Source organism: Methylobacterium nonmethylotrophicum, assembly GCF_004745635.1.
GTDB classification, from domain to species: Bacteria; Pseudomonadota; Alphaproteobacteria; order Rhizobiales; family Beijerinckiaceae; genus Methylobacterium; species Methylobacterium nonmethylotrophicum.
In genome coordinates, this window is record NZ_SRLB01000010.1 from 184,904 (window position 1) to 209,536 (window position 24,633).

General features: G+C 73.1%; 23 protein-coding genes. 8 read left to right on the top strand and 15 right to left on the bottom strand.

Annotated elements, in window-relative coordinates; all coding sequences use genetic code 11:
- Nucleotides 1–45: 45 nt before the first annotated feature.
- Nucleotides 46–1,782 (bottom strand): cytochrome c biogenesis protein DipZ, encoded by a 1,737-nt coding sequence (locus EU555_RS15410; RefSeq protein ID WP_135415535.1) that lies wholly within the window; start codon nt 1,780–1,782, stop codon nt 46–48.
- A 260-nt stretch (nt 1,783–2,042) separates the two neighbouring features.
- Between EU555_RS15410 and EU555_RS15415 the strand changes: the two genes are divergently transcribed.
- The 3 genes from EU555_RS15415 (at nt 2,043) to EU555_RS15425 (ending at nt 5,325) form a co-directional block, all read left to right on the top strand.
- Nucleotides 2,043–2,819, top strand: coding sequence for a response regulator (locus EU555_RS15415; protein ID WP_135415537.1), 777 nt, complete (start codon nt 2,043–2,045; stop codon nt 2,817–2,819).
- Nucleotides 2,816–4,108 carry a sensor histidine kinase gene (locus EU555_RS15420; RefSeq protein WP_135415539.1) on the top strand — a complete coding sequence of 431 codons (1,293 nt, stop codon included), beginning with the start codon at nt 2,816–2,818 and terminating at the stop codon, nt 4,106–4,108. The genes EU555_RS15415 and EU555_RS15420 overlap by 4 nt, the downstream gene beginning before the upstream one ends.
- 179 nt (nt 4,109–4,287) lie before the next feature.
- Nucleotides 4,288–5,325: an alpha/beta fold hydrolase gene (locus EU555_RS15425; RefSeq protein WP_135415541.1), complete on the top strand. Its 1,038-nt coding sequence runs from the start codon at nt 4,288–4,290 to the stop codon at nt 5,323–5,325.
- Nucleotides 5,326–5,390: 65 nt separating this feature from the next.
- On the opposite strand, the gene EU555_RS15430 is transcribed toward EU555_RS15425, so the two are convergent.
- The 11 genes from EU555_RS15430 to EU555_RS15480 form a co-directional block, all read right to left on the bottom strand.
- Entirely contained in the window at nt 5,391–5,753 is a 363-nt protein-coding gene (locus EU555_RS15430) for a helix-turn-helix domain-containing protein (RefSeq protein ID WP_205820932.1), read from the bottom strand.
- A gap of 350 nt (nt 5,754–6,103) precedes the next feature.
- Entirely contained in the window at nt 6,104–6,934 is an 831-nt protein-coding gene (locus tag EU555_RS15435; RefSeq protein WP_167858556.1) for a trypsin-like serine peptidase, read from the bottom strand.
- A gap of 123 nt (nt 6,935–7,057) precedes the next feature.
- Complete coding sequence (locus tag EU555_RS15440) at nt 7,058–7,903, bottom strand: hypothetical protein (protein WP_135415544.1); 846 nt, start codon at nt 7,901–7,903, stop codon at nt 7,058–7,060.
- A complete protein-coding gene (locus EU555_RS15445; protein ID WP_135415546.1) occupies nt 7,900–8,754 on the bottom strand; it encodes a hypothetical protein in 855 nt (284 codons plus the stop codon). The genes EU555_RS15440 and EU555_RS15445 overlap by 4 nt, the downstream gene beginning before the upstream one ends.
- 92 nt (nt 8,755–8,846) lie before the next feature.
- A complete protein-coding gene (locus EU555_RS15450) occupies nt 8,847–9,944 on the bottom strand; it encodes a hypothetical protein (protein WP_135415548.1) in 1,098 nt (365 codons plus the stop codon).
- Nucleotides 9,945–10,067: 123 nt separating this feature from the next.
- Entirely contained in the window at nt 10,068–10,499 is a 432-nt protein-coding gene (locus tag EU555_RS15455) for a hypothetical protein (RefSeq protein ID WP_135415550.1), read from the bottom strand.
- A 115-nt stretch (nt 10,500–10,614) separates the two neighbouring features.
- Nucleotides 10,615–10,800 carry a hypothetical protein gene (locus EU555_RS15460; protein WP_135415552.1) on the bottom strand — a complete coding sequence of 62 codons (186 nt, stop codon included), beginning with the start codon at nt 10,798–10,800 and terminating at the stop codon, nt 10,615–10,617.
- Between the two features lie 10 nt (nt 10,801–10,810).
- On the bottom strand, nt 10,811–12,583 hold the full coding sequence (locus EU555_RS15465; protein WP_135415554.1) for a hypothetical protein: 1,773 nt from the start codon (nt 12,581–12,583) through the stop codon (nt 10,811–10,813).
- 8 nt (nt 12,584–12,591) lie between these two features.
- Nucleotides 12,592–13,917 (bottom strand): hypothetical protein, encoded by a 1,326-nt coding sequence (locus tag EU555_RS15470; RefSeq protein WP_205820933.1) that lies wholly within the window; start codon nt 13,915–13,917, stop codon nt 12,592–12,594.
- A gap of 48 nt (nt 13,918–13,965) precedes the next feature.
- Nucleotides 13,966–14,898 carry a hypothetical protein gene (locus EU555_RS15475; RefSeq protein ID WP_135415556.1) on the bottom strand — a complete coding sequence of 311 codons (933 nt, stop codon included), beginning with the start codon at nt 14,896–14,898 and terminating at the stop codon, nt 13,966–13,968.
- Between the two features lie 276 nt (nt 14,899–15,174).
- Nucleotides 15,175–15,678 (bottom strand): DUF427 domain-containing protein, encoded by a 504-nt coding sequence (locus EU555_RS15480; protein WP_135415558.1) that lies wholly within the window; start codon nt 15,676–15,678, stop codon nt 15,175–15,177.
- A 212-nt stretch (nt 15,679–15,890) separates the two neighbouring features.
- Between EU555_RS15480 and EU555_RS15485 the strand changes: the two genes are divergently transcribed.
- Nucleotides 15,891–16,598, top strand: a complete 708-nt coding sequence (locus EU555_RS15485) for a L,D-transpeptidase (protein ID WP_135415560.1) — start codon at nt 15,891–15,893, stop codon at nt 16,596–16,598.
- A gap of 493 nt (nt 16,599–17,091) precedes the next feature.
- Here the strand turns inward: EU555_RS15485 and EU555_RS15490 are convergent, their stop codons facing one another.
- The 3 genes from EU555_RS15490 to crtD all read right to left on the bottom strand — a co-directional run bounded on the left by EU555_RS15490 (nt 17,092) and on the right by crtD (nt 20,078).
- The gene (locus EU555_RS15490) at nt 17,092–17,634 is read right to left on the bottom strand and encodes a phosphate-starvation-inducible PsiE family protein (RefSeq protein WP_135415562.1); all 543 of its coding nucleotides are present in this window, start codon (nt 17,632–17,634) and stop codon (nt 17,092–17,094) included.
- A 66-nt stretch (nt 17,635–17,700) separates the two neighbouring features.
- Nucleotides 17,701–18,594 (bottom strand): carotenoid 1,2-hydratase, encoded by an 894-nt coding sequence (locus tag EU555_RS15495; protein WP_135415564.1) that lies wholly within the window; start codon nt 18,592–18,594, stop codon nt 17,701–17,703.
- A gap of 2 nt (nt 18,595–18,596) precedes the next feature.
- On the bottom strand, nt 18,597–20,078 hold the full coding sequence (crtD, locus tag EU555_RS15500; protein WP_135415566.1) for a 1-hydroxycarotenoid 3,4-desaturase CrtD: 1,482 nt from the start codon (nt 20,076–20,078) through the stop codon (nt 18,597–18,599).
- A gap of 83 nt (nt 20,079–20,161) precedes the next feature.
- On the opposite strand from crtD, the gene EU555_RS15505 reads away from it, so the two are divergent.
- The 4 genes from EU555_RS15505 to EU555_RS15520 all read left to right on the top strand — a co-directional run bounded on the left by EU555_RS15505 (nt 20,162) and on the right by EU555_RS15520 (nt 24,632).
- Complete coding sequence (locus EU555_RS15505) at nt 20,162–21,034, top strand: polyprenyl synthetase family protein (protein WP_135415568.1); 873 nt, start codon at nt 20,162–20,164, stop codon at nt 21,032–21,034.
- A 362-nt stretch (nt 21,035–21,396) separates the two neighbouring features.
- Complete coding sequence (locus EU555_RS15510) at nt 21,397–22,533, top strand: methyltransferase (protein ID WP_167858561.1); 1,137 nt, start codon at nt 21,397–21,399, stop codon at nt 22,531–22,533.
- A 165-nt stretch (nt 22,534–22,698) separates the two neighbouring features.
- A complete protein-coding gene (gene bchC / locus EU555_RS15515) occupies nt 22,699–23,631 on the top strand; it encodes a chlorophyll synthesis pathway protein BchC (protein WP_135415572.1) in 933 nt (310 codons plus the stop codon).
- Nucleotides 23,628–24,632, top strand: a complete 1,005-nt coding sequence (locus EU555_RS15520; RefSeq protein ID WP_135415574.1) for a chlorophyllide a reductase iron protein subunit X — start codon at nt 23,628–23,630, stop codon at nt 24,630–24,632. Before bchC ends, EU555_RS15520 begins: the two co-directional genes overlap by 4 nt.
- Nucleotide 24,633 lies beyond the last annotated feature (1 nt).

The following is a 24,633-nucleotide window of genomic DNA, read 5'->3' on the forward strand; positions in this document are numbered from 1 at the left end:
AACGCGACGTGTCCGGCGCCGGATCCGGGAGTCTCCGCTGCGCGGTCAGCCGAAGGTGAAGGCGTAGGCCCGGACGTCCGGATCCTGGAACCGGATCTCGAACGTGCGCTCCGCGATCGGCCCGGATTGCCGGACGAGCTGGTAGAGCCGCGTCTCCGTCGCGATGCCGTCGCCCTCCGCCGTGATATCGCTGCCGTGGTCCGGGCCGGGCGGCTGCCCGTCGAGCGTCACCCGGAACCGCACCGGCTTCGCGCCCGGACCGAGGACGAGGTGGAGGTCGCGCGCCCGGAACCGAGTGGTGATGCCGCCGCCCGCGCGGTCGAGGCGGACGGCCTCCGGTCCGACCGCCCAGGCGCCGGACAGGGACCATTGGTTGAGCCGCGGCCGGCCGGGCGAGTAGATGGCCATCCCCGTGGAGAGGCCTTCCGGCGAGGCGAAGCTCTCCGCCTTGTCGGCACCCAGATAGGTCTCGCCGGAACGGAGCTGCGCGAGATCGGGCGCCTGCTCGGCGCCTTCGCCGCGCGGCAGCGCGACCTCGCCCACGCTCGCCTGCTGCCCCGCGGCCTCGGCCAGGAGGTCGCGGATGGCGGCTTCCGCCTGCAAATAGCCGCCCTCGCCGAACTGGTGGTGGCGGATGCGCCCCTTCGCATCGACGACGTAGAGGGCCGGCCAGTACGTGTTGCCCAGGGCGCGCCAGATCCGGAAGTCGTTGTCGAGCGCCACCGGGTAGGGGATCGCGAAGCGGCGGACGGCGCGCGCCACGTTGTCGACGTCGCGCTCGAAGGCGAATTCCGGCGCATGGACGCCGATCACCGCCAGTCCCTGGTCGCGGTAGCGCGCCTCCCAGGCGCGCAGATAGGGCAGGGTGCGGATGCAGTTGATGCAGGAATAGGTCCAGACATGGACGAGCCGCACCTTGCCCCGGAGCTGCTCCGGGCTCGGCGGACCACCGTTGAGCCAGTGCGTCGCGCCCTCGAAACCGGGCAGGCGGCCCTCGATGGGCAGCGCGCTGCGGACCGGGCCGGCGGCCGGCTCGGCCCGGGCGGGGGCGACCCGCAAGGCGGCGGCGAGCGCGTCCTCGGCCCGGGTCGTGCCGGCGACGGAGAGGGGGGCCAGCACCTCGGCGTCGAGCCCGAGGGCGATCGCGGCGAGCGCGGCGATCATGCCGGCCCCCAGGACCCGGCGAAGACGATCGGCGAGGCCGAGGCAGCGGCGCAAGGCCGCGGCGAGCGATCCACCGGCCGCGACCGCCGCGGCCAGGGAGGTGGCGGCGCCGGCGGCGTAGGCGAGAAGCAGGCCCAGCGTCTCCACGCCCGATCCGTTGAGGGCCGCGCCCGTGAGCACGAGGCCGAGGATCGGGCCGGCGCAGGGCGTCCAGAGCAGGCCGGTGGCGGCGCCGAGACCGAGCGAGCCCAAGATCCCGGCCGGTTTCCCGGCCGGTGCGCCGCCGCCGAGGCCGCGCGCGAGGGCGTCTCCGACGCGGACCAGCGGCGCAGAGACAAGCAGCGCGGCCCGGCGCGACACCAGCGCCACGGCGAAGGCGCCGAGCAGGACCAGGGCGGCGGCGCGGCCGGCCTCGCTCGCCTGCACCACCCAGCCGCCCCCGATGGCGGCGAGGAACGCGGCCGCCGCGAAGGCCGCGGCCATGCCGGACAGGAGCGGCAGCGTGCCCGAGACGAAGGGCCGATCGGCCCGGGCAAGGACGAAGGGGAGGACCGGGAGGATGCAGGGGCTGACGATCGTCAGCATGCCGGCCAGGTAGGCGGCGAGACACAGGGTCATGGCGGCTCCTCGGGGGTGCCAGGGTTGCCCTGCAGCACACCCGGCCCGCGTCTCCCGCCTGTGTCGCGGATCCGGCGATCGTGTATCGGCATGTAGGGCGCCGGTCCGGTCGTTCCGGGCGCCGGTCCGTGGGCCGCTCATCACGTCGCCGTCACAATCGGACGACGGCTCGCGCGGCCTCGCTACACGGCGTTACGATGCCGGAGTCGCCGCGGAGCCGGCCTGCCTCTATGCAGGTGGGGCGAGCCGGGAGAGCACCTGTGGAGCACATCGACCACGTGCTGATCGTCGATGACGACCGCGAGATCCGCGATCTCTTGTCGAGCTATCTCCGGAAGAACGGCCTGCGGGTGAGCGTCGCGGTGGACGGGCGTCAGATGCGCGCCTTCCTGGACGCCGACCGGGTCGACCTCGTGGTGCTCGACATCATGATGCCGGGCGACGACGGCCTCGTCTTGTGCCGGGACCTGCGCGCCGGCAAGCACAAGGCGATCCCGGTCTTGATGCTGACCGCGCGCAGCGACGAGACCGACCGGATCGTCGGCCTGGAGATGGGGGCGGACGACTACCTGGTGAAGCCGTTCGCGGCCCGCGAGCTTCTGGCCCGCATCAAGGCCGTCCTGCGCCGCACCCGGATGCTGCCGCCCAACCTCCAGGTGACCGAAGCCGCGCGCCTCCTCGCCTTCGGGGCGTGGCACCTCGACACGACGGCCCGCCAGCTGATCGACGAGGCCGGGACGGTCGTGCCCTTGAGCGGCGCGGAATACCGGCTGCTGCGCGTCCTGATCGACCATCCCCAGCGGGTGCTGACGCGCGACCAGCTCCTCAACCTGACCCAGGGCCGGGAAGCCGAGCTGTTCGACCGCTCCATCGACCTTCTCGTCAGCCGCCTGCGGCAGCGCCTGAAGGACGACGCCCGCGAGCCGGCCTATATCAAGACCGTGCGCAGCGAGGGCTACGTCTTCGCGATGCCGATCACCATCGCGCAGCCGCGCGATGAATGGCCGATCACCGTCGCGCAGGCGCGAGACGGATGAAGCCGGGCTGGCCCGGCAGCCTGCGAAGCCGGCTCTTCCTGATCCTGCTCGCGGGCCTCCTCGGCAGCCAGGCGCTCTCCTTCGCGGTCATGCTCCTCGAGCGGGACCAGTCGGCCCGCGCCGTCATGCTGACGACGCTCCAGCGCGACGTGGCCGTCGCGGTGGCGCTGCTCGACCGCCTGCCAGCCCGAGAGCGGCCCGACTGGCTCGCCCTCCTCGAACGGCCGACCTACCGGTTCGAGATCGGCCGCGGCGCGCCGGGCACGCCGGCGCTCCCGGCCCGTGGGCAGATGATCGCCGACGAGATCCGGGCGGCCCTGGCGCCGCGCTTCCCCGTGCGGTTCGACGCCGTCCCCGAGCCGCCCGGGCGGCTGCAGGCCCACGTGGTCCTGGCGGACGGCCAGGACCTGACCATCGACGTGCGACCGGCCGCACGCGCGGTCGCGTCGTGGCTGCCGGTGGCGCTGGGGGTCCAGCTCCTCGGGCTGGCCGCCTGCGTCTGGCTCGCCGTCCGGCTGGCGGTGCGGCCGCTGACCCGGTTCGCCGAGGCCGCCGACCGGCTGGAGCCCGGCCGGCCGGCGACCCGCGTCGCGGAGGCGGGGCCCGACGAGGTCGCGCGGGCCGCCAAGGCCTTCAACGCCCTGCAGGCCCGTATCGCCCGTCACCTCGACGAGCGCGTGCGCATCCTCGCGGCGATCTCGCACGACCTCCAGACCCCGATCACCCGGATGCGGCTGCGGGTCGAGACCGGCGTCGAGGGAGCCGAGCAGGACCGGCTGCTGGCCGATCTCGACGCGATCCAGGCGCTGGTGCGCGAGGGGATCGCCTATGCCCGGAGCGTGCACGGCGACGTGGAGCCGCCGGCCCGCCTCGACCTGCGCGCCTTCGTCGAGAGCCTCGTCTTCGACTACCAGGATACCGGGCGGGACGTGACGGTCTCGGACCTGCCGGAGGCCACGATCGCGACGCGCCCGCAGGCGCTGCGGCGCATCCTCACCAACCTGATCGACAACGCGCTGCGCTATGCCGGCCGGGCGGAGGTCGCGGTGCGGGTCGCCGGGGGCCGGATCGTCCTCGCGGTCCTCGACCGCGGACCCGGCATCCCGGAGGACAAGCTCGAGGCGGTGCTGCTGCCCTTCGTGCGGCTGGAGGAATCGCGCAACCGCGACACCGGCGGGACCGGCCTCGGCCTCGCCATCGCGGAGCAGCTCGCCGGCGCGATCGGCGGCAGGCTCGCCTTGCGCAACCGCGCGGGCGGGGGCCTCGAAGCCACGGTCACGCTCGGCTGATCACGCTCGCCCGACCCGGCGGCCCGATCGGGCGGTGGCGTCGCGCGGCCGGCTTCGTCAGGCTTCGTATCGGGGCGGACCTCCCGTACAAGAGCTTACACAAGCCCGTCGCGAGCACATAGGCCGGACATGTCGGGCCCGTACTCCAACGCCGCATCGGCATCATGGAGGACCCGAATATGCCTGAGCAGATCGATCGGATGCGGCGGCACTGGATGGCGGCGGCCGGCGCCGCGCTGGTGGCGGGGCCCACGCTCCGGGTGAGCGCGGCAGCCGGACAGACGGCCCCGTCCGGCCGGAAAGCTGCGGGCGCGCAGGCGTCCTTCGGGCCCGTGAAGCAGGTCGCGGCCGGGGACCTCGCGGTCGCCTACGCCGAGGCCGGCCCGGCGGACGGCAAGCCGGAGCTGCTGCTCCACGGCTGGCCCTACGACATCCACAGCTACGTCGAGGTCGCGCCGATCCTGGCGGCGGCCGGCTACCGCGTCCTGATCCCGTACCTGCGCGGCCATGGCGGGACGCGCTTCCGGTCGGAGGGAACGCCGCGCAACGGCCAGCAGGCGGCACTCGCCGTCGACGCGGTCGCGTTCCTCGACGCGCTCAACGTCGAGCGGACGCTCGTCGCCGGCTACGACTGGGGCGCGCGCACCGCCTGCATCCTCGCGGCGCTCTGGCCGGAGCGCTGCAAGGCCCTCGTGTCGGTGAGCGGCTACCTGATCGGCAGCCAGCAGGCGAACGCGATGCCGCTGCCGCCCAAGGCCGAGCTGCAATGGTGGTACCAGTTCTACTTCGCGACCGAGCGGGGCCGCGAGGGCTATGCGCGCTACACACGCGACTTCGTCCGGCTGATCTGGGAACTCGCCTCGCCGCAATGGCGCTTCGACGACGCCACCTTCGCCCGCTCGGCCCCGGCCTTCGAGAACCCCGACCACGTCGCCGTGTCGATCCACAATTACCGCTGGCGGCTGGGGCTCGCGGAGGGCGAGGCCCGCTTCGACGAGATCGAGAGGAAGCTTGCCGGCTTCCCGACCATCGCGGTTCCGACGATCACGCTGGAGGGCGACGCGAACGGGGCGCCGCATCCCGAACCCTCCGCCTATGCCCGCAAGTTCACCGGCCGCTACGCGCACCGCACGATCACCGGCGGCATCGGCCACAACCTGCCGCAGGAAGCGCCAGAGGCCTTCGCGCGGGCGGTCATCGACGTCGACGGCGCCTGATCGCCGGCATCAGGGTCCCGGCGCCTCGCGTCGCGCCGGGCCGCCGCGGGGAGGCACGGCCCGGATCATGTCCGGACGATGCGGCCGACCACGCGGGCGGTCATCTCGGCCCGGGTGCGCACGCCGAGCTTGCAGAACATGCGGTTGAGGTGGCTCGCGACCGTCCAGGTGCTGATGCCCAGCCGGGCGGCGATGCGCTTGTTGACCTGGCCTGCCGCGACCAGCATCGCGATCTCGAGCTCGCGCGGGGTCAGCACCGCCAGCACGTCGGACGGGGCCGTCCCGTGATCCGCGTCGGACCGGCCGGTCGCCCGGGCCACGATGGCGTAGTCGTGCCCGTTCACCGTGAGCGCCCCGACCGGCCGGTCCGGGGCCACCTGGTGAAGGTGGCTGCTGCGGACGAGACGGCACGCGACCCCCTCGACCATGAAGGCAGGGCTCTCATCCCCTGTCCCGCGCGCGCAGGCGATCTCGACAGGATCCGGGATCGGCATGGAAGACATCGGCACAGCCACCTCCCGTCTGCGCACTCGTTCAGAGCTGCGGCTCCTTCGAACAAGGCTTCCCGAGAGCAAACGCGTGAAAGATCAACGCGATGAAGACCATGGAGGCAATATTGATAACCGCCGCGTCGGCGCCGCTCGATCGGTGGTTGAGCGAGTAACGATCACTCTAACTGACAATGGAAAATCCGTCCAGCCTGAAAAAAGTGGCGGCGATAGGAACGTCTTCCAAGCAATCGTCGCCATCCTCATTCGTGGACGTGCCCATCGACCGATCACGGCAGGCGCATCATGCTTTCCGGGACCGGCTCGCCCGACTGGATCTTTCGAATCGCGCCGATCATCGCCGCCGTGAGGCGGATCCCGCTGTTCAGGGCCCCCAGCGGTGCCAGGGTGGTGTCCCGCTTGCAGCCGTAGGACCGGCCCTCCGGGTCGAGCACGCCGGCGGTGTGGACGCCGACGATGCGCAGCTGCGCGCCGCCCACGAAGATCGGGCTGCCGCTGTGACCCGGGCAGGTATCCACCGTGTAGAACAGGCGCAGGTTGGTCGCCCGCTTCAGCCGCTCGGCGTGGCGCCACAGGGTGCCGATCGGCCGGTCGGACGGATAGCCGGCGACCGAGACGAGGCCGTGCGAGGCGATGCGCTTCACCTCGGCGTCGTCGGGCGCGTGGAGCGCCATGAAACGCTCGATGCCGCGGAAGGCTTTCGGGAGAACGATCAGGCCCCAATCCGCCACCGTCCGGTCCGGCCCGCGCACGAAGGCGGCCGGCGCGTAAGTGGCGGTGGCCTCGATCGCGCCGTAGGGCAGCGTGTCGCGGTCGCGCCGTCCCGGGCAGACCCGGATCGAACGGGGCGCCCGCCGGTGGCGCAGGCTCCAGACGCAGTGCCCGGCGGTGAGGACGAGACGCGGTGCGATCAGCACGCCGCTGCATCCGGAGCAGGCCCCGCCACCGAAATCCCGGCACAGGTACACGATGGTGTTCCAGGGATAGACCGTGGTGCGGATCTCCTGGATCCGGCTGTCGCGGGGGCCCACCAGCGAGGCGTCGCTCGCATCCGCCAGGGTGTCGAGGTGAAGCCACGACCGGGTCGGAACATCCAGCATCGCCTGCCTCCTGCCGCGCCGCCGCGAGGGCATCGTCCGCCGGCGGGGGAGGCCGGCGCGGTGCGGACGATGCGGCACGATCGACAGCCGCGGGCGGCGAGCCGCGGCGGTCGAGGGGAATCGTCAGACCACGCGGTACTCCGCCCTCGCGCGCCGAGGCTGCTCCCGCTCCTCCTCTTCCTCGAAGGTGAGCGAGTTCGAGCGGATCAGGGCCCGGAGCTGGTTCTTCGCGAACAGCTCGGCCGAGTGCTGCAGCTGGGTCCGGGCGTTCAGATCGCGGCGATCGATGCCCCGCGGCAGGCGGAACTCGGCATATTGCACGTAGACATTGCCGGCCTTGATCTGCTGCTCGACGTGCCTGCGCCGGTCGGGGCCGAGGCCGGCGCGGGCCAGGACGGTCCTCAGCGGCTCGAAGCGCCCGAGGAGAGCCTCGCGCAGGACGCAGGATTCCCGGACGTTTCGAGGGGAGATGCAGTCCTGCGGCCCCGTCTTCCGGGCGTGCTGCCGCATGCGGTCGGCGAGGGTCTGCGTCCGGGAATCGGGCCTGACCTCGCCGACATAGAGCGGCCGGTCGATGCCCGGGACGCTCAGCACGTAGATCCGCCCGGTGCCCGTCACGGGCCGGTCGTAGGCCGGGTGCCGACCCGCGATCACCTCGGCCAGGCGGACCGCCTTCGTCAGGCGCATCGGCCCATGCCGCATGGGCGGGATGGCGGGCAGGCCGATCGTCCGGGCGGCGCGGGAACGCGGGCGGGCGCGCGGGGAGCGGGGAGCGCCGGCGGCACCGCCCCGGCGCCGCGCGGTGGCATCGGCCTCGATCTCGAGGCCGTCCTGCTGCGCGTGCATGAGCGCCGCGCTGAGGCTCTCGCGCGCCAGGAGGTCGATCTCCTGCCCGACGGCGTCGCCCGCGCAGGCGGCGCAGCCGCATCGGCACCCGTGCCGGGCACGGCGGATGGTCAGATCGGTCATGACACCTCCCACCAGGCGGAGATCGCGTCGTCCCAGAGCGTCGGGTCGCCCGGCCCCTCCGCGTCGTCGCAGACGGCGTCGTAGGCGTAATCGTCGTCGCTGAGCGGCCCCGGCAGGGCGAGCGGCGCCCGCGGGACGATGAGGTGCAGGCAGGCGAGCCGGATCGAGCCGGTCGCCAGCAGGTCCGTCAGCCCGGCCTGCACGAACAGCGGCAGCAGCGTCTCGCGCAGCAGCCGCCTTTGCCCGGCCTCCGCGACGTGGCGGCACGGGATGGCGGCGCTCGCCAGGAAGCCGGCCAGGTCCGGCGCCTCCCGCCCGGTCGGGATCGCGGTCAGGACGAAGACGTGGCCGGGACCGAGCGCCGCGGCGAGCGCGAGGGTGTCGCGGGCGCAGTCGGACAGGAGGTCGAGGCCGTACCGGGCGCGGGGCCGCCTGAGTTCGAGCCCCTGGGCCAGGGCGTCGAGCCGCGCCACGATCGACGGGTCCGTGCCGCGCGGCATCACCGAGTCCTCCGCCCTGTCGCAGGGCCACCAGACCTCCTCGTCGGGCGAGAAGGCCAGGATCGGGCGCGCCGCGTTCCACAGGCAGGTCGCGGCCTCGAGGCGCTCCGCGGCGGTGGCGGTCCCGCCGAAACCGGCGAGGACCCGCGCCACGAAGGCGTCGTCCTTGAGGATCTCCTCGACGCGCTCCTGGAGCAGGGCGATCTGGGCCCTGGCGAGCCAGACGCAGGCCGCCCGCGCCAGGCGGCGGACGGCCCACAGGCCCCAGGGCGAGAGCGCGACGCTCACGTCCACGACGCAGGTCGGCCGGGGCGTGGCCAGGGTGATCGTCCTGGGCGAGAGCAGGCTCATGGCGGCGCCCTCCCGTTCGGGTCCTCGTCATGAAGGGGGCCTCGGAGAGGCCCGGGATGCCGGCGCCCCGCCGGTCGGGCGAGGCGCGCCGGTCAGGCGACGTGAAGCCGCGCGTCCCGGTCGGGCAGGCCGACCGCCCAGCGCAGGTTCTGGCCGACGCCCGGGAACCGCCGGCCCTCGTCGGTCATGCGGTAGGCGGCGATCCAGGCCTCGGCATTGGCGCCGGCCTTCTGGGTGTCGATCTGGAACGACGCCGGATCGCGGTTCGTCGCCAGGTTGGCGTGGGCCGCCCATTGCAGCACCTCGCGGCCGGCCTCCGCCATCTTGGCGCGCTGCGACAGCTCGCGGGCGCCCCCCGCCACGGAGCGGTTCAGGACCTGCTCGACCACGTCCCACTTGTTGTTGGCATCGAACGCCTTCTTGATGTCGGGCATGTCGAACAGGTCGAGCAGCTCCTTCAGGTAGAGCGAGCTCTCGTGGGCGAGGGCCACGATGTTGCCGTAGCTCGCCCGGTCGAGGGCGTAGCGCAGGTCGGTGGCGATGCGGATGATGGTCGCCTGCGTGCCGTAGGGCCGGTTCTCGATGTCCTGGCTGCCGCGGATGACCTCGCCGATCGTGATGTCGCGGTAGTACTGGGCGAGCGCGCTCATCAGCGCGACGAGCTGGTAGTGGAAGTTGACGTTGACGATGGCGCCGGCCGGACGCGGCGCGCGGCCGTAGTTGAAGACGCGCTTGTAGGCGGCGAGGCGGTCGCGCGGCCCGTAGCGGAGCGGCTGCCACTTCTCGAGGAGGTAGAGCCGGCGGGCGCCGGGCCCGCGATGGACCCGGATGCGGCCCTCGTGGAACATGCGGCACAGGATGTTGAGGACCCGGAAGACCCCCATCCGCTCGTGCTGGTACAGGAAATAGAGCTTGGACGTGGCGTCGAGCTGCGTCACCGTGACGGCGTCGTCGAAATCCGCCCGCAGCTGCGGGATGTCGCCGATCGCCACCTCCGCCGCGTCCGTGCCGAACCCGATCAGGTCGGGAAAGTCGGTCCTGTCGGTCTGGGACGCCTTGTCCTGCAGGCCCTCGAACAGCTGCTCGAGCGCGCTGACGACCGCCCGGCGTTCCTGCGGCGGCAGCCGCTCCACCTCCTGGCTGATGAAGCTGCGGAAGCCCTGCAGGGTGGTGTTGGTTCCGTTGGCCATGGGGCGACCTCGTGAAAGGCGTTGCGAGAAGAGGCGTGCGGGCAGTCCGAGGCGCAGGCGACCCCATCAGGAACAAATCCGCGTCAGATCCTTCCGAATGCCGGATGCCGAAGACCGATGCGATCAAGGCTTGAACAGCTCGTCCAGGATCCGGTTGGCGAGACCGGAATACTTCAAGTCAGGCTTCGATCTCGCATCATCCGCCAAGGGAGCGGGCCTCTCGGCGGCGGCGATGTCCATCGGACCGTCATTGACCGGCCGATCGGGTGCAGGACCGGCCCGCCTCTTCCTCACGGTCACGACCTTGACAGCATCGACCTTCGCCTTGTCACTGCGATTGCGGGTCCCGTGCTCGCGACGTCCTTCCTCGTTCGGCGCGATGCCGTCGCGATGGGCGACAGGCGCACCATTCCCGGCCGGGTCCTTCGCAGCGTCCGGCAGGGGCGGCGGCGGGCCGCCCGCCCTCGCGTCCTGGCCGCCCGGGCTGATCGTCGCGTCAGGGTTCTTCATCCCGTCAGGGTTCTTCATCCCGTCAGGGTTCTTGGGGCTCGTCATGGCGTGGTCCCTGCCTTGCTGCGATTCTCGCCGCGCCGCTCGCCGCCGCACCGGTGAGCGCGTGGGCAACGGCCGGCGGACGCTTGCCCCGCGCACCAGCCGAATGCCCTGAGCCTCATTCCGCCGGTCGCGAACGACCGGTGCCGAAGCGGTCGGCGGTCCGGCGACGAACAGGATGCAAAACCAAGCAGTTCAGCAGCGTTGCACCCTGCAGCGCCGCCTGAGCATCATTCGCCGAAGTGGTCACCGGTTCGGCGGCGAAAATGATGCAAAAACAATAAACTAAGCAGAGTTGCGCCATGCAACTCTGCCTAGAGGCGGCACGCGATCGTCTCGAGCGACACGGCCTCGTGGTCCGTCATGCGGTGGGTGAGCGGCACCAGACCGTCCGGCACGTCGCCCGTCGCCTCGAAGGCGTGAAGGACGAGCGTCCTGAGGACCGCCCTCGGATTGGTCACCGGGTCGCGGGGGCCTGCAGCGCGGGCGCCCGGAACGCCGCGGTCCGCGATCGTGCAGGCGCCGGCGAAGCGCGGTGCCGCGTCGAGCCAGTGGCCCTCGGCACGCCAGTAGGCGAAGAGCTCGCTCCGGACGAGGCGGATGGTCCTCGGACGATCGGCAGCGTGCCGCCAGGGACCGACGAGCAGCCTGGCGAGGTCGCGGATCGTCTCGTGGAACCGACGCGCCTGGGCCAGGACCCGGCCGATCTCGGTCTCGGCGGCGTCGTCCGCGGCGTTGCGGGGATGCTCGGCTTCGGAGATGAAACCGCAGAGCACGGTGCAGAGAAGGCCGTAGGCGACGGCCCGCCGCTCCGGGTCGCCCTGCCCATCCGGGTCGGTGCCGACCGTATACAGGTCGATGGCGCGGTCGATCCCGGCGAGCAGCCCGTCGACCACGATCTGGCCGGCGATCCGCTGCCGCTCGCAGTCGCATCCCATCAGGCAGTCGACGCGCTGCACCAGGTCGCCGCGGGCCTCGACGAGCCCCACGAGGCGCGAGGCCCCGTCGTCGCGGATCCCGGATCCTTGCTGGCCGATCCTCAGCAGGGCGGGACGGGCGATCACCTGCAGGCGGTGGCCCGGGCTCTGCTGGAAGGCATCGATGAACAGGGCGAGCGTGTGGGTCAGCCGCGAGATCGCCGGCGACCCGCGATCGACGTCGCCCGCCGCTTCCGCGACGCGCGTGAGGTGGGCCAGGGGAACCGCGGCGGCGGCGCTGAGCACGCGCATCCCCCGCCCCGTGCCGTTGGCGGCGTAGTCGATCAGGTCGTCGAGGGTTCGCGCCATGATGGTCTCGTCGAGATAGGCGAGAAGCTCCGCGTTCCCCCCCTCGCGCAGCCGGTGCAGCAGCGTGCGCAGGCCGTAGACGCCGCGGGGAAAATCGTCGCCGGCGCCGTCGGCCGTGCCGTTGAGGGTGCGCAGGGCGATCACGATCGCGTCGCGGCGGGCCTGCAGCTCGCCGACCGGGGCCGTCAGGACGATCTGCCCGCCGGCGATCCCGAGCTCCGCCAGGGCCTCGCCGGAGGCGACCAGGATGAGGGCCGCCGCCGTGTCGATGCCCTGGGCGAGGCGCCGGTAGGCGGGATTGGCGGCCGGGTTGGAGGCGCCCGCGAGCCTGACCATGCGGGCGTAGTCGCAGAGCTGGCGGCGGACCGCGAGGGCGCGGTCGCGCGCGCGCGGGTCGAGCGCCATCTGGGCGGCGTTGCGGCCGTTGACCAGGAGCGTGCGGATCGCCTGCCCCCAGCCCTCGATCTCGGCATCCACCTCCCGCAGCTGGTTGTCGGTGGCGAGGGCCCGCAGGTCGGTCTCGATCGCGTCCCGGGCCCGGTCGAACTCGCTCGCGGCCATTCCGGCCACCGGCACGGCGACAGGCCTGGGATAGAGGTCGGCCAGTCCGGACGGGAGCCCGCTCGCCTCGCGGTCGAGCGCCGCGGCCTGATCCGGGAAGAGCCGCCGCAGGCCCTCGATGACCTCGCGCGGGTCGTGCGGGTTGCTGATGCGCAGGCGCTGGCGGAGGATGTTCTCGGCCTTGACGGCCGCCGAGCTGCGATCGGCCTCGGCGAGGGCGGAGATCGTGTCGTAGGTCATGACGGTCCTCATGCGGCTCTACGGGACGCCGGCGCCGGCGCGCGCGGAGCCGATACGGTCGGCGTGGGGAGAATCCTTGCCGGGGCGGAGGCCTTCGCGCGGGTGAGGTGCGCGATGATCTGCTGCGAGGCGGTGATGATGTCGGCGCCGCCCGTGAAGGCGTAGCGGCAGGCGCTCACGAGGAAGCGCGGCGGCAGCCCGGTCGGCACGCTCCCGGCGACGAGCGTCCGGCCGCCCGCCTCGATGGCGGCCTGGTCGGCGGCCGTGAAGGGGATGATCCGCGCCAGCGACCGCTCGCTCAGGCTCCGGCGCGGCTGGTACAGGATCTCGTCGACGAGGGCCGGGATGGCGCGGGGCGCCGCGTCGAGGAGCACGGGCGGGATCCGGTGGCCGCGCCGCGGATCGTAGAGCCCGCGCCAGACGGCATCGAGGGCGCCGGCCTCCCGGGCAAAGCCCATGCTGCGCATCGCCTCGACCAGGATCAGGCCCCGCAGGAGGCCCGTGGGGTGGGCGCCGCCCGGGCGGTAGGTCATGACCTTGTCCTCCGGGTGGGCCAGGAACTCCGCCATGCCCCAGCCGACCGCCGGCCCGCCGAGCAGGAGCGCCGCGAGATCGGCGAAGATCTCCTTGTGCCAGCGCCCGAACACGCTGATGGCGCGGGCCGGCAGGTCCTCCGTGACCAGGCGCTCCAGGAGCGCGTGGCGGTTCTCCTCCCACAGGCCGAGATCCGCCTGGAGGTTGTGGGCGACCTCGTGCAGGAAGGTGGCCTGCCAGGGCTTCTCGCGGTCCCAGGGCACCCGGATCAGCGGGAAGGGATTGCGCTCGCCCATCAGGCGGCCCAGCGTCACGCCGCGGCGCATCGTCATCGGCGAGTAGCCGTGCTCCAGATAGGTGAGGGGGGCGAGCAGCGGCCCGGGGAAGATCCGCGGCGCGGCCTTGCGCACCGCCGCGTAGCAATCCGCCGCGATGGCGTCGTGGGCGGCCAGGGCCGGCGCGAAGGCGCTTCCGCGCTGGGCGAAGACCTCGAAGAACATCCCGAAGCAGCGCCGGGCCCGGTCGATCTCCCGCTCGACCATGGCGAGGGCGAGGAGCCGGTCGGACGGGGTCGCCCGGGACCCGATCCGGTCGAGCTCCTCCAGGCGCTGGCGGATGACCGCGTCGATGCTGGCGAGGCGGCGGTTCGCCGCCTCGAAATGGGCCCGGCTCGGCGCGTGGCGCAGGTCCTGCGGGCGCAGGCCGACGGTGGCGGGGTTCAGGGCCGTCAGCCGGTGCGCCCGGCTCTTCAGGGTCCGGGCCTTCGCGGCGAGGAAGCGGTGCAGCGGATGCGCGGCCATGCGGACCTCCCCAGGCGGACCTCCCGGCGCCAACCGATCCTTGCGGATTCACCCGATCACGATGCGGATCTCGCCCGGCCCCGACACGCGCAGCGTCCGGCTGCTGCCGGGCCCGCCGACGCCGCGATGGCCCGCGCCGGGCTGGCCGCCGCCGGCGATCAGGCGCCGCAGCAGGCGCTGGCCGTGCGGCGAGGGCTGGGCGAGCCGGCGCAGGAGCGCGGGGTTCTGCGAGACCTTCGCGGCCGTGCTGGCGACGACGCGGGGCCGGAGCGCGGCCGGCGTGCCCTTCGACACGGTGGTGCGCAGGACGCTGCGGGCCACCTTCGGCAGGGCGCGCACGGCGGAGGGACCGCCCTGGCGCACGAGGGCCTGGGCGGCGCGGTTCATCGTGCGCACCGCCTGGCGCCGCTGATGGCCCGAGAGCTGGGTGCCGCTCTGCTTCATCACGGCGCGGGCGGCGAGGCCGGCGACGACCGGCAGTGCCCGGCGGTCGCGGGCGGCGAGCTCGGCCACGGCCTCCAGGGCCTCCTCCTCGGACGCGCCCTCGGCGCGCAGCTTGCCGATCAGCCGGGCGGCGGTGGCGGCGGCCTGCGCGGCCGGATGCGGGATCACGCTCAGGACCGGGGCGGCGGCGCGGGCGATCTTGCCCACCACCGGCAGGGCGCGGCGGATGCCGCTGACGATCTTGCCGAAGAACTCGTCCTCCTCCTCGGCCGAGAGCGCGGCGGCCATCACCTCCTCGAGGGCGTCGCCCTCCTCCAGGGAGTCGGTCTCGGACTCGTAGCCGTCCATCCCGTCGAAGCCGTCCTCCTCCTCGCCCCAATCGGCCTCGGCGCCGTCGAAGCCGTCCTCCTGCTCGCCCTCGGCGGCGTCGCTGCCCAGGAGGTCGGCGGAATCGGCGTCGTCCGCGTAGATCTCGGCGGCGCCCTCGGCTTCCTGGTAAGCGAGATCCTCGAGAAGCTCGCGCTCGTTGATCGCCATAGCGTGTCCTCCGTCCAAAGGCGGCATCGCCGGTCGTCCGGCCAGGTTGCGGTCCGCCGGCTCAGAATCGTCCAGGGTCGCCGATCTCCAGGCACCTTCAGGCCGTGATGAGACCAAGAAACCGGCCGCCCCGACAGACGCCTGTTCTTCGTAGAGAGGATCGTCTGGCCCGATCACCGTAGCTCGAACCAGCTCATTCGTTCGGACGACGCCCGGGCGAACGGTTGGATCGCGGGAGGAGGGGACCTCGCCGTCGCCGGCCCCCGGTCGGGCGCCTCACCAGCCCATCGTCCCGGCCTCGCCCTTGAACGGGCCGACGACGCGGGACGTGATCCAGCCGCCGTAGAAGCCGCCCGGCTGCGGGGTGACGCGCTCCTCGCCGACGAAGCACGCCTCCATCGGTCCGGCATAGAACGCGACGTGATCGGCGAGCGGGGCGAAGGCCGCGCTCGGCCGCGGATAGGCCCAGGCCACGCGCGCGGCCCGCCGCCGGGGCCCGACCACGTCGAAATAAACGGCGCGCCCCTTCCACTCGCACAAGGAGCCGCCGCCGGCCGGGACGAGCGCGCCGGGCAGGATGTCCTGCGGCGGCAGGTAGTAGGTCGGCGGATGGGACGTCTCCAGCACCCGCCATCCCCGCACGGTGTCGGCGATGGTGACGCCGTCGAAGACGACGCGCAGGCGCTCGGGCACCGGCTCGAGGCGCGGCGGGCGCGGATAGTCCCAGACGCTCTCCTGGCCGGGGCCGGGCGGAATCGGATCGGGTCGGTTATGCGGCATCGTCACGCTCCTGCCTCATCTTCCGGGATAGCTGGGCCGCCGCACCCGGGTCACCCGACCGGCCGGCGGCGAAGAGGTCCAGTCTCGCATGGCGGGCGACCGCCCTTGCAAGCTGAGCCGTATGACGGCAGGGTCCGCCCGGCAGAGACGTTCGGCGGCTGCAGGACCGGGACATCTTCCATCGGGCAACGGGATACGGGACTTCGAGAACCATGATCTGGGACAGCGGGCGCGCCGGGGCCGGCGCGGGACATGAAGACGCGTCGCGAGGGGCGTCCGGGCTCCTTCATCGCCGGTCGTTCCTGCTCGGCTCGGCCGCGGGCCTGGGCGCGCTCGGCCTCGGCGGCTGCGCGACGTCGGACGGGATGAGCCTCGCCGAGGCCTCGGCGCTCTACGGGCCGGTGCCCACGGAGAAGTTCCCAATCCCGGCCGTCGACGTCAGCAAGGTCGATCCGAAATACTACCGCCGCACGGTCCGCTACGACACCAAGGAAGCTCCCGGCACGATCGTCGTCGATCCCAAGAACTACTACGTCTACCGGATCGAGGAGGGCGGGACGGCGACCCGCTACGGCGCCAATGTCGGCCGCGACGGGTTCCGCTGGAGCGGCGACGCCTATGTCGGGCGCAAGAGCGAGTGGGCGACCTGGACCCCGCCCAAGGAGATGATCCGGCGCCAGCCCGAGACGGCGAAATACGCCCGCGGCATGCCGGGTGGCCTCGACAACCCGCTCGGCGCCCGTACGCTCCACCTGTACCAGAACGGCGCCTACACGCTCTACACGATCTACGCCAGCAGCGATGCGGAATCGATCGGCAGCGGCATCACCAGCGGCTGCGTCGGCCTGCTCAGCCAGGACATGATCCACCTCTACGACCGCACCCCGGTGAAGACCAAGGTGGTCGTCCTGCCGGCCTGAGCGTCGTCCCGCCGGCAGGGTCGGCGGGTGCCGAGGCGGTCGCGGGTGTCCAATACCGCCGCGCCTTCGAACGGGCTCGTTCGCAGGCGCGGGCTGAGCCCGAACGGGGTCCCGCCGGCAGGCGCCGGGCGCTGATGCGCCGAACGCCGTCGCATCGATGCATCGATGCGACGGCGCCAGGGTCTAACGCGACCGCAGGGGCCTGCGGGGCGAATGCCGGCCCACCCGCGAACAGACCCGCACGGCAGTGCCGCGCGGGCCCTGGTTCTCTCGCCGCAGAGCGGCCGTTCCTCAATACGGCTTCGGCTTCGCCAGCTGGCCGCGGCTGGAGACGACCGCCACCGCGATCCACGGACAGACGAAGACCAGGAAGAACAACAAGCCCATCACGAACCTCCCTTCGTTGCTTCACGAGTACATCCGATAATGCCGGGCGGCCGGTGCCGGTTGCAGGCGTCGCCTGCGCGGCCGGCGGGGCGGTCGCCGCGGCGCCCTACTCGACGCCCGCGGGGGTGTCGTCGTCCCGGGCGCGGTGGAGCAGGAAGATCGACACCACCATGACCAGGATCAGTCCGGCGAGGACGCCGAGTTCGATCATCGAGGCGCGAAACAGCGCCTCCTTCTGCGGCGTCCAGTCGGCGGCGTGCATCGCCTCGGCGGTCTGGAGCGTCAGGACGAGGACGCGCCGGATCGAGGCGATCAGCCCGACGATCAGGAACGGCTCGCAGGTCAGTCGTCCCGAGCGCATCGACACCCGGACCGTGTGCAGGATCTCGACCAGCATCAGCAGGAAGAGCAGCCGGTCGACCACGTCGAGGAGCTGCGAGGCGCCGCCGACCGACAGGATCGCCTTGCCGGTCATGCCGGCGGCATCGACGAGGGCCATCACGGCCGTGATCGCCAGGAGCACCCCGAGGGCGGCGTAGATCGCGTGCTCGGTGTGCAGGAAGACGAAGGCGGAGAGCCGCGTCAGGCGGCCCCCCTCCTCGTCGGAAACGTCCTTCCGGGCATCGCTCCTCTGAGCATCCTGGGCCATGACTGCTCCCGGGCCGGCGTCGCGGGCCTGTGCGTGGGGTGGGACCTTGCGTCGTGCCGGACGCCCTCAGCGCAGCGCCCGCGGCATGCGGAACGGCAGCATCAGGCGCACCAGCGGGTTCCTGAAGCGGTCGAGGTCGAGGGCCTCGTGGACGGGCTGCACCGCCTCGCCGCAGATCCGCGCCGAGAGCAGCGAGCGGGAGTAGAACGGCGCGTCCTCGAACCGGCACAGCACCGCGGCGGTGCCGTCGTCGCTGCGGGTGGCGCGGGGCAGGCGCCAGAGCGTCGGCGGCAGGGCGGCGGGAACCGGCGGCGCGATCGGCTGCGGGGTCCCGTCCGGATCGAAGCGCAGGCTCAAGTCCTGGCGGCTGCCGTCCCGGCGCTCGACGTCGTAGAGGATCGCCGCGCCGTGCCGGAGCGTCGAGCGCGACCAGGTCCAGCTCCGGAACGAGTCCTCGAGGGCGACGTCGCCCTCGTTGGTGTCGAAATAGGCGTGGCCGTTCCAGCGCAGGGACGGGCGCTCGAACGCCACCTCGATGCGCGAGGCGGGGCTGAGCGGCCACCAGCGGTGCCGGCCCTCCGCGTCGAGGGTGAAGGGACCCGGCGTGATCCCGGCCGGCCGCACCCGGATCGTGCCCGTGAGCCGCGAGGGCAGGGGACTCGTCACCTCGTCGACCCGGATCGTCAGCACGCTGCCGTCCCAGTCGAGGGAACTCGGGCCGATGCTCAGCGAGGTGGCGTCCCGCCGGACGCTGCCGCGGCGGCGCTCGGTCATCGCCCAGGCCTTCGGCCGGCCGTACAGGACGACGTTGACGGCGGAATGGTCGAGCGGGTCGGCCCGTCCGCTCCAGGCGTAGTAGGGCGAGAACACGCTGCCCAGGAACGCGATGATCGTGATCCCGTGCCGGCCGTCGTCGCTGACGCCGTCGACGTACCACCAGGCATAGCCGCCGGGCGCCACGCTCAGGTCGAACCGAGGTCCCGCAGGATGCTCGCCGCCGCGAGCCGGCCCGACTGCGCCGCCATCGGCACGCCCGGCCCCGGATGCACGCTCCCCCCCGCGAGGTAGAGGCCCGGCAGCCGCGTGCGGGCCCCCGGCCGGCGGAACGACGCCATCCAGCCGTGCGAGGCCCGGCCGTACAGCGCTCCCCCCGTCGCCGGGAAGAGCGCGTCGAACTCCGCCGGCGCCGTGGTCGTCCGCGCCGCTTCCGAGATCGTCAGGCCGCAGGCGGAGAGCCGCCGGCTCATCGTGTCGTGGCATCGGGCGATCTCCTCCGGGGGCAGCGCGGCGCCGCGCGCCGGCGCGTTGACGAGGCAGAGCAGGGCTTCGGGGGACTCGGACGGTTCGCCGTCGTCGCCGCGGTCTTGGGCGCAGACGTAGACGGTGGGGTCCCGCGGCAGGCGGCCGTGGCGGGTGATGTCGGCGAACTCGGCCGCGTAGTCGCCTGAGAAGAACACGTTGTGGCGCACGAGGGGAAAGCCCGCCGGCCGGCCCGCCACCGCGAAGGTCACGGCCGAGAGCGAGCGCTCGCCCGCCGGCACGGGTTCGACCGCCCGGGCGGCCCCGGATCCGAGGAGCCCGTCGGCCAGCGCCGCCGCGTCCGTATTCGCCACCACCCGGGTCGCGGGCAGCCGCTCGCCGTCGGCGAGGGTCACGCCGGTCACGCGCCCGCCCTCGACCACGATCTCCCTGGCGCCCGCGCCGTAGCGCAGGTCCGCCCCGCGCTCGGCCGCGAGGTCCGCCACCGCGGCGGCGAGCCGCGACAGCCCGCCCCCCACGGTCCAGACGCCCTCCAGCTCGACATGGGCGACGAGCATCAGGGTGGCGGGGGCCGCGAAGGGCGAGGAGCCGCAATAGGTGGCGTAGCGGCCGAAGAGCTGGCGCAGGCGGGGATCGCGAAAATGCTCGCAGAGCGCCGTCCACAGGGTGGCGAAGGGCTGGATGCGCCAGAGGTCGCCCATGCCGAACGGGCCGACCCGTAGCGCGAGGTCGACGGGCGACGGGCGCTGGCCGCGGATGAACGGCCCCTCGAGGGTGCGGTAGATCTCGCCGGCCCGGGCGCGGAAGCGGCGGAAGCCCTCCGCCTCCCGGGGTCCGGCAAAGTCCGCGATCGCCGCCTCGGAGCGGGCGGGGTCGGCGAAGAGGTCGAGGCGCTCGGCCCCGCCCCAGGCATGACGGGCCAGGATCTCGGCGGGGGTCAGGGCCACGCGGGCGCCGAGATCGGCGCCGCATTCCGAAAAGATCTCCTCGAAGACCCAGCGCATGGTGAAGACCGTCGGGCCGGCCTCGACCGCGCGCGGGCCGGCCGCGACCCGGCGCATCTTGCCGCCGGGATGGGCCCCCTTCTCGACGAGCGTCACCGGCAGTCCGGAGGCGGCGAGCTTCAGCGCGGCGACGAGCCCGCCGATCCCCGCCCCGATCACCACCACGCGTTCGTCCGGCACGCCGTTGATCTCCCGCCGCAACAGTGTCAATCTAAATTGACATCTTCGGATGTTCAAACGAAATGACACCCAGGGAGAGGGACATGGACGACGGTCGGCGCATCGAGCAGGCCCTGGACGTGGCCGTGTCGTTCGCGGAGGCACCCGGCGCGCCGCCGCGCCTGGCTGAGTCGATCCGCTACGCGGTCTTCCCGGGCGGGCACCGCATCCGGCCGCGGCTCTGCCTCGCGGTCGCCCGCGCCTGCGGCGACGACGACCCGGCGGCGTCGGACGCGGCCGCGGCGGCGATCGAGCTCCTGCACTGCGCCTCGCTGGTCCACGACGACCTGCCCTGCTTCGACGACGCGGCCCTGCGGCGCCAGAAGCCCACCGTCCACGTGGCCTTCGGCGAGCCGGTGGCGCTGCTCACCGGCGACGCGCTGATCGTCCTCGCCTTCGAGACGCTGGCCCGCGGCGCCGCGCGCTCGCCGTCGCGGCTCGCCGCGCTCGTCGGGCTGGTGGCGCGGGCGGTGGGCTCGCCCGCCGGCATCGTGGCGGGCCAGGCCTGGGAATCGGAGCCGAGCGTCGGGCTCTCGGTCTACCAGCAGGCCAAGACCGGCGCGCTCTTCGCCGCCGCCACCGTCACGGGCGCCGCCGCCGCCGGGGTCGAGCCGATGGCCTGGCGCCTGCTCGGCGAGTATCTGGGCGAGGCCTACCAGGTCGCCGACGACCTGCGCGACGTCGCCTGCCGCCAGGAAGAGATCGGCAAGCCGGTCGGGCGCGACGTGACCCTCGGGCGCCCCAACGCCGCGGCGCTCCTCGGCATGGACGGGGCGCTTCGCCGCCTCTCGGACCTCGCCAACGAGGCGATGGCGGTGATTCCCGACTGCCCGGGCGTCGAGGCCCTGCGGGCCGAGATCCTGGCCCAGACGCGCCTGTTCCTGCCGGCGCGGCTGGCCCAGAGCCTGGCGGCGTAGGGGCGAGGCGAGCGGGTGCGCGCTTCCAAGCCACCCTCTTCCGAAGGCCGTTCCGGGAATGGAATAGGCCAACATCTCCCCTCTCCCGTGTGGGAGAGGGGTATGGGGATCGAAGATCCCGCACGGGCCTGCGGCCCGCGTGAGGGTGGCGCGCTTCCGTGTAAAGCTCAGTGCGTCGTGCTGGCAGCTTTACGGTCAACGCTTCAAGCTGAACCGTCTCCACCCTCGCACGATCTGCGATCGCCCCTACCCCCCTCCCACACGGGAGAGGGGATCCCGCGCCAAATCTTGTTCGCAACGTTCACCGAACAGTTAGGCGCAAAGTGGTGACGCCGATGAAGCCCGCCCCTCGCGCCTTCCCGATGACCTCCGTCGCGCCGCCGGAAAATCCGTCGTGGCGCGACCGGCTCCTCGCCTGGCGCCACCGCCTGATCGCGAGCCCCCACTTCCAGCGCTTCGCGGCCGCCTTCCCGCCGACCCGGGGGATCGCGCGGCGCAACGCGCGCGCCCTGTTCGATCTCTGCGCCGGCTTCGTCTACGCCCAGGTGCTCGCCGCCGCCCTGCGCCTCGACCTGTTCCGGATCCTCGCCGACGGGCCGATGACGCCCGACGCCCTCGCCCGGCGCCTCGACCTGCCGCCCGACCGGGCCCTGTGCCTGCTCCGCGCCGCCGCCTCCCTCGGGCTCCTGACGGCGTTGCGCGACGGGCGCTTCGCCCTCGGCGATCTCGGTGCGGCGCTCCTCGGCAACCCGTCCGTCGCCGCGATGGTGGCCCACCACGCGATGCTCTACGACGACCTGCGCGATCCCGTGGCCCTGCTGCGGGGAACGGCCGCACCGACCCGGCTCTCCGGCTACTGGGCCTATGCGGGCGCGCCGGACCCCGCCGGCGCCGACGAGGCGGCGGTGGCGCCCTACGGCGCGCTGATGGGCGCCTCGCAGGCCCTCGTCGCCCGCGACATCCTCGACGCCTACCCGCTCGCCCGCCACGCCCATCTCCTCGATGTCGGCGGCGGGGAGGGCGCCTTCGCGGTCGAGGCGGCGCGCAGCGCGCCTGAGCTGCGGGTCACGCTCGTCGACCTGCCGGCGGTCGCTGCCCGCGCCGGCCGCCGCTTCGCCGAGGAGGGATTGGCAGGGCGCGCCACCGCCCGGGGCGGCAGCTTCCACGACGGGCTGCCGACCGGAGCCGACGTGGTGTCCCTGGTGCGGGTCGTGCACGACCACGACGACGCGCCCGCCCTCGCCCTGATGCGCAGCGCCCGGGCGGCGCTGCCGCCCGGCGGCACGCTGCTCGTCGCCGAGCCGATGGCCGGCACGCCGGGCGCCGAGCCGGTGGGCGACGCCTATTTCGGCTTCTACCTCCTCGCCATGGGCAGCGGACGCCCCCGCAAAGCCGCCGAGCTCACCGGCATGCTCCGCCAGGCGGGCTTCACGCAGGTGCGCGAGCACCGGACGCGGCGCCCGCTGCTGGTGCGCCTGCTCGCCGCCCGGGCGCCCTGACGGCGCCTGGGGCGGACGGGCCGGCGCCGACCGCGACCGTCCACTTCCTGTCTCAAAAGTGTAAAGTAAACTTGACGCAGCATGGCGTCCAACTAAGATGACATCTGCCGCTTCAAGCGGCACTCGATCCGCTTGCTCGATCCACTTGGCGGGGGGCCAGACCGCATGCACGCGCAGGCCGTGATCCTCGACCGTCCCGAACGGCTCGGCCTCGCCCGGCTCGCTCTCGACGCACCCGGCCCCGCCGACGCGACCGTCGAGGTCGCCTGGAGCGGGATCAGCACCGGCACCGAGCGGCTGCTCTGGTCGGGCCGCATGCCGGACTTCCCCGGCATGGGCTACCCGCTGGTCCCGGGCTACGAATCCGTCGGCCGCGTCGTCGAGGCCGGGCCCGACTCCGGCCGCCGCGTCGGCGAGACGGTGTTCGTGCCGGGCGCGCGCTGCTTCGGCCCGGTCCGCGGGCTGTTCGGCGGCGCGGCCTCGCACCTCGTCGCCGCGGGCGCCCGGCTGCGGCCGATCCCCGAATCCCTGGGCGAGCGCGGCATCCTGCTGGCGCTCGCCGCTACCGCCCACCATGCCCTCGCGGGCGAGGCCGGCGGGCGCATGCTGATCGTCGGGCACGGCGTGCTCGGCCGGCTGCTGGCGCGGCTGGCGCTCCTGTCCGGCCACGAGCCGGTGGTGTGGGAGCGCGACCCCGCCCGGCGCGCCGGCGCCGCCGGCTACGCGGTCGTCGATCCCGGCCAGGACGAGACGGCCTACACCCGCATCATCGACGCGAGCGGCGATGCCGGCCTCCTCGATACCCTGATCGCCCGGCTCAGGCCCGGCGGCGAGGTGGTGCTGGCGGGCTTCTACGAGGCGCCGCTCTCCTTCGCCTTCCCGCCGGCCTTCCTGCGCGAGGCGCGCATCCGCGTCTCGGCCCAGTGGCAGCCCGGCGACCTCGACGCGGTGGCGACGCTCGCCGGCCGCGGCGCCCTGTCCCTCGACGGCCTCGTCACCCACCGACGGCCGGCCGCGGAGGCTGAGCACGCCTACCGCACCGCCTTCGGCGATCCCGACTGCCTCAAGATGATCCTCGATTGGAGCGCCCGCTCATGAACGCAGCCCTCAACGGCGCCGCTCTCCAGGCCACCGCCACGCTCCTGCGCGCGGAAGCCGCGATCCCGCCGGACCCCGTGCCGACCACCGCGACGCGGGAGACGCAGGTCATCGCCATCTACGGCAAGGGCGGCATCGGCAAGAGCTTCACGCTCGCCAACCTGTCCTACATGCTGGCGCAGCAGGGCAAGCGGGTGCTGCTGATCGGCTGCGACCCGAAGAGCGACACGACCTCGCTGCTGTTCGGCGGCCGGGCCTGCCCGACGATCATCGAGACCTCGACGAAGCGCAAGCTCGCCGGCGAGGCGGTGGCGATCGGCGACGTCTGCTTCAAGCGCGACGGCGTGTTCGCGATGGAGCTCGGCGGGCCGGAGGTCGGCCGCGGCTGCGGCGGGCGCGGCATCATCCACGGCTTCGAGCTCCTGGAGAAGCTCGGCTTCCACGAATGGGGCTTCGACTACGTCCTGCTCGACTTCCTGGGCGACGTGGTCTGCGGCGGCTTCGGCCTGCCGATCGCCCGCGACATGTGCCAGAAGGTCATCGTCGTCGGCTCGAACGACCTGCAGTCGCTCTACGTCGCCAACAACGTCTGCTCGGCGGTGGAGTATTTCCGCAAGCTCGGCGGCAATGTCGGGGTCGGCGGCCTCGTCATCAACAAGGACGACGGCACCGGCGAGGCGCAGGCCTTCGCGGAGGCGGCCGGCATCCCGATCCTCGCCTCGATCCCGGCCGACGACGACATCCGCAAGAAGAGCGCGAATTACGAGATCATCGGCCGGCCGGACGGGCGCTGGGGCCCGCTCTTCGCGGACCTCGCCGAGAACGTCGCCACCGCCCTGCCGCACCGGCCGAGCCCGCTCAGCCAGGACGCGCTGCTCGGCCTGTTCAAGGGCGAGGCGGTCGGGCGGGGCGTGGTGCTGGACCCGGCGAGCGACGCTGACATGCGCGGCCGCCCGGTCGTGCAGAAGCCCTCCCTCGAAGTCATCTACGAGGCGGTCTGAC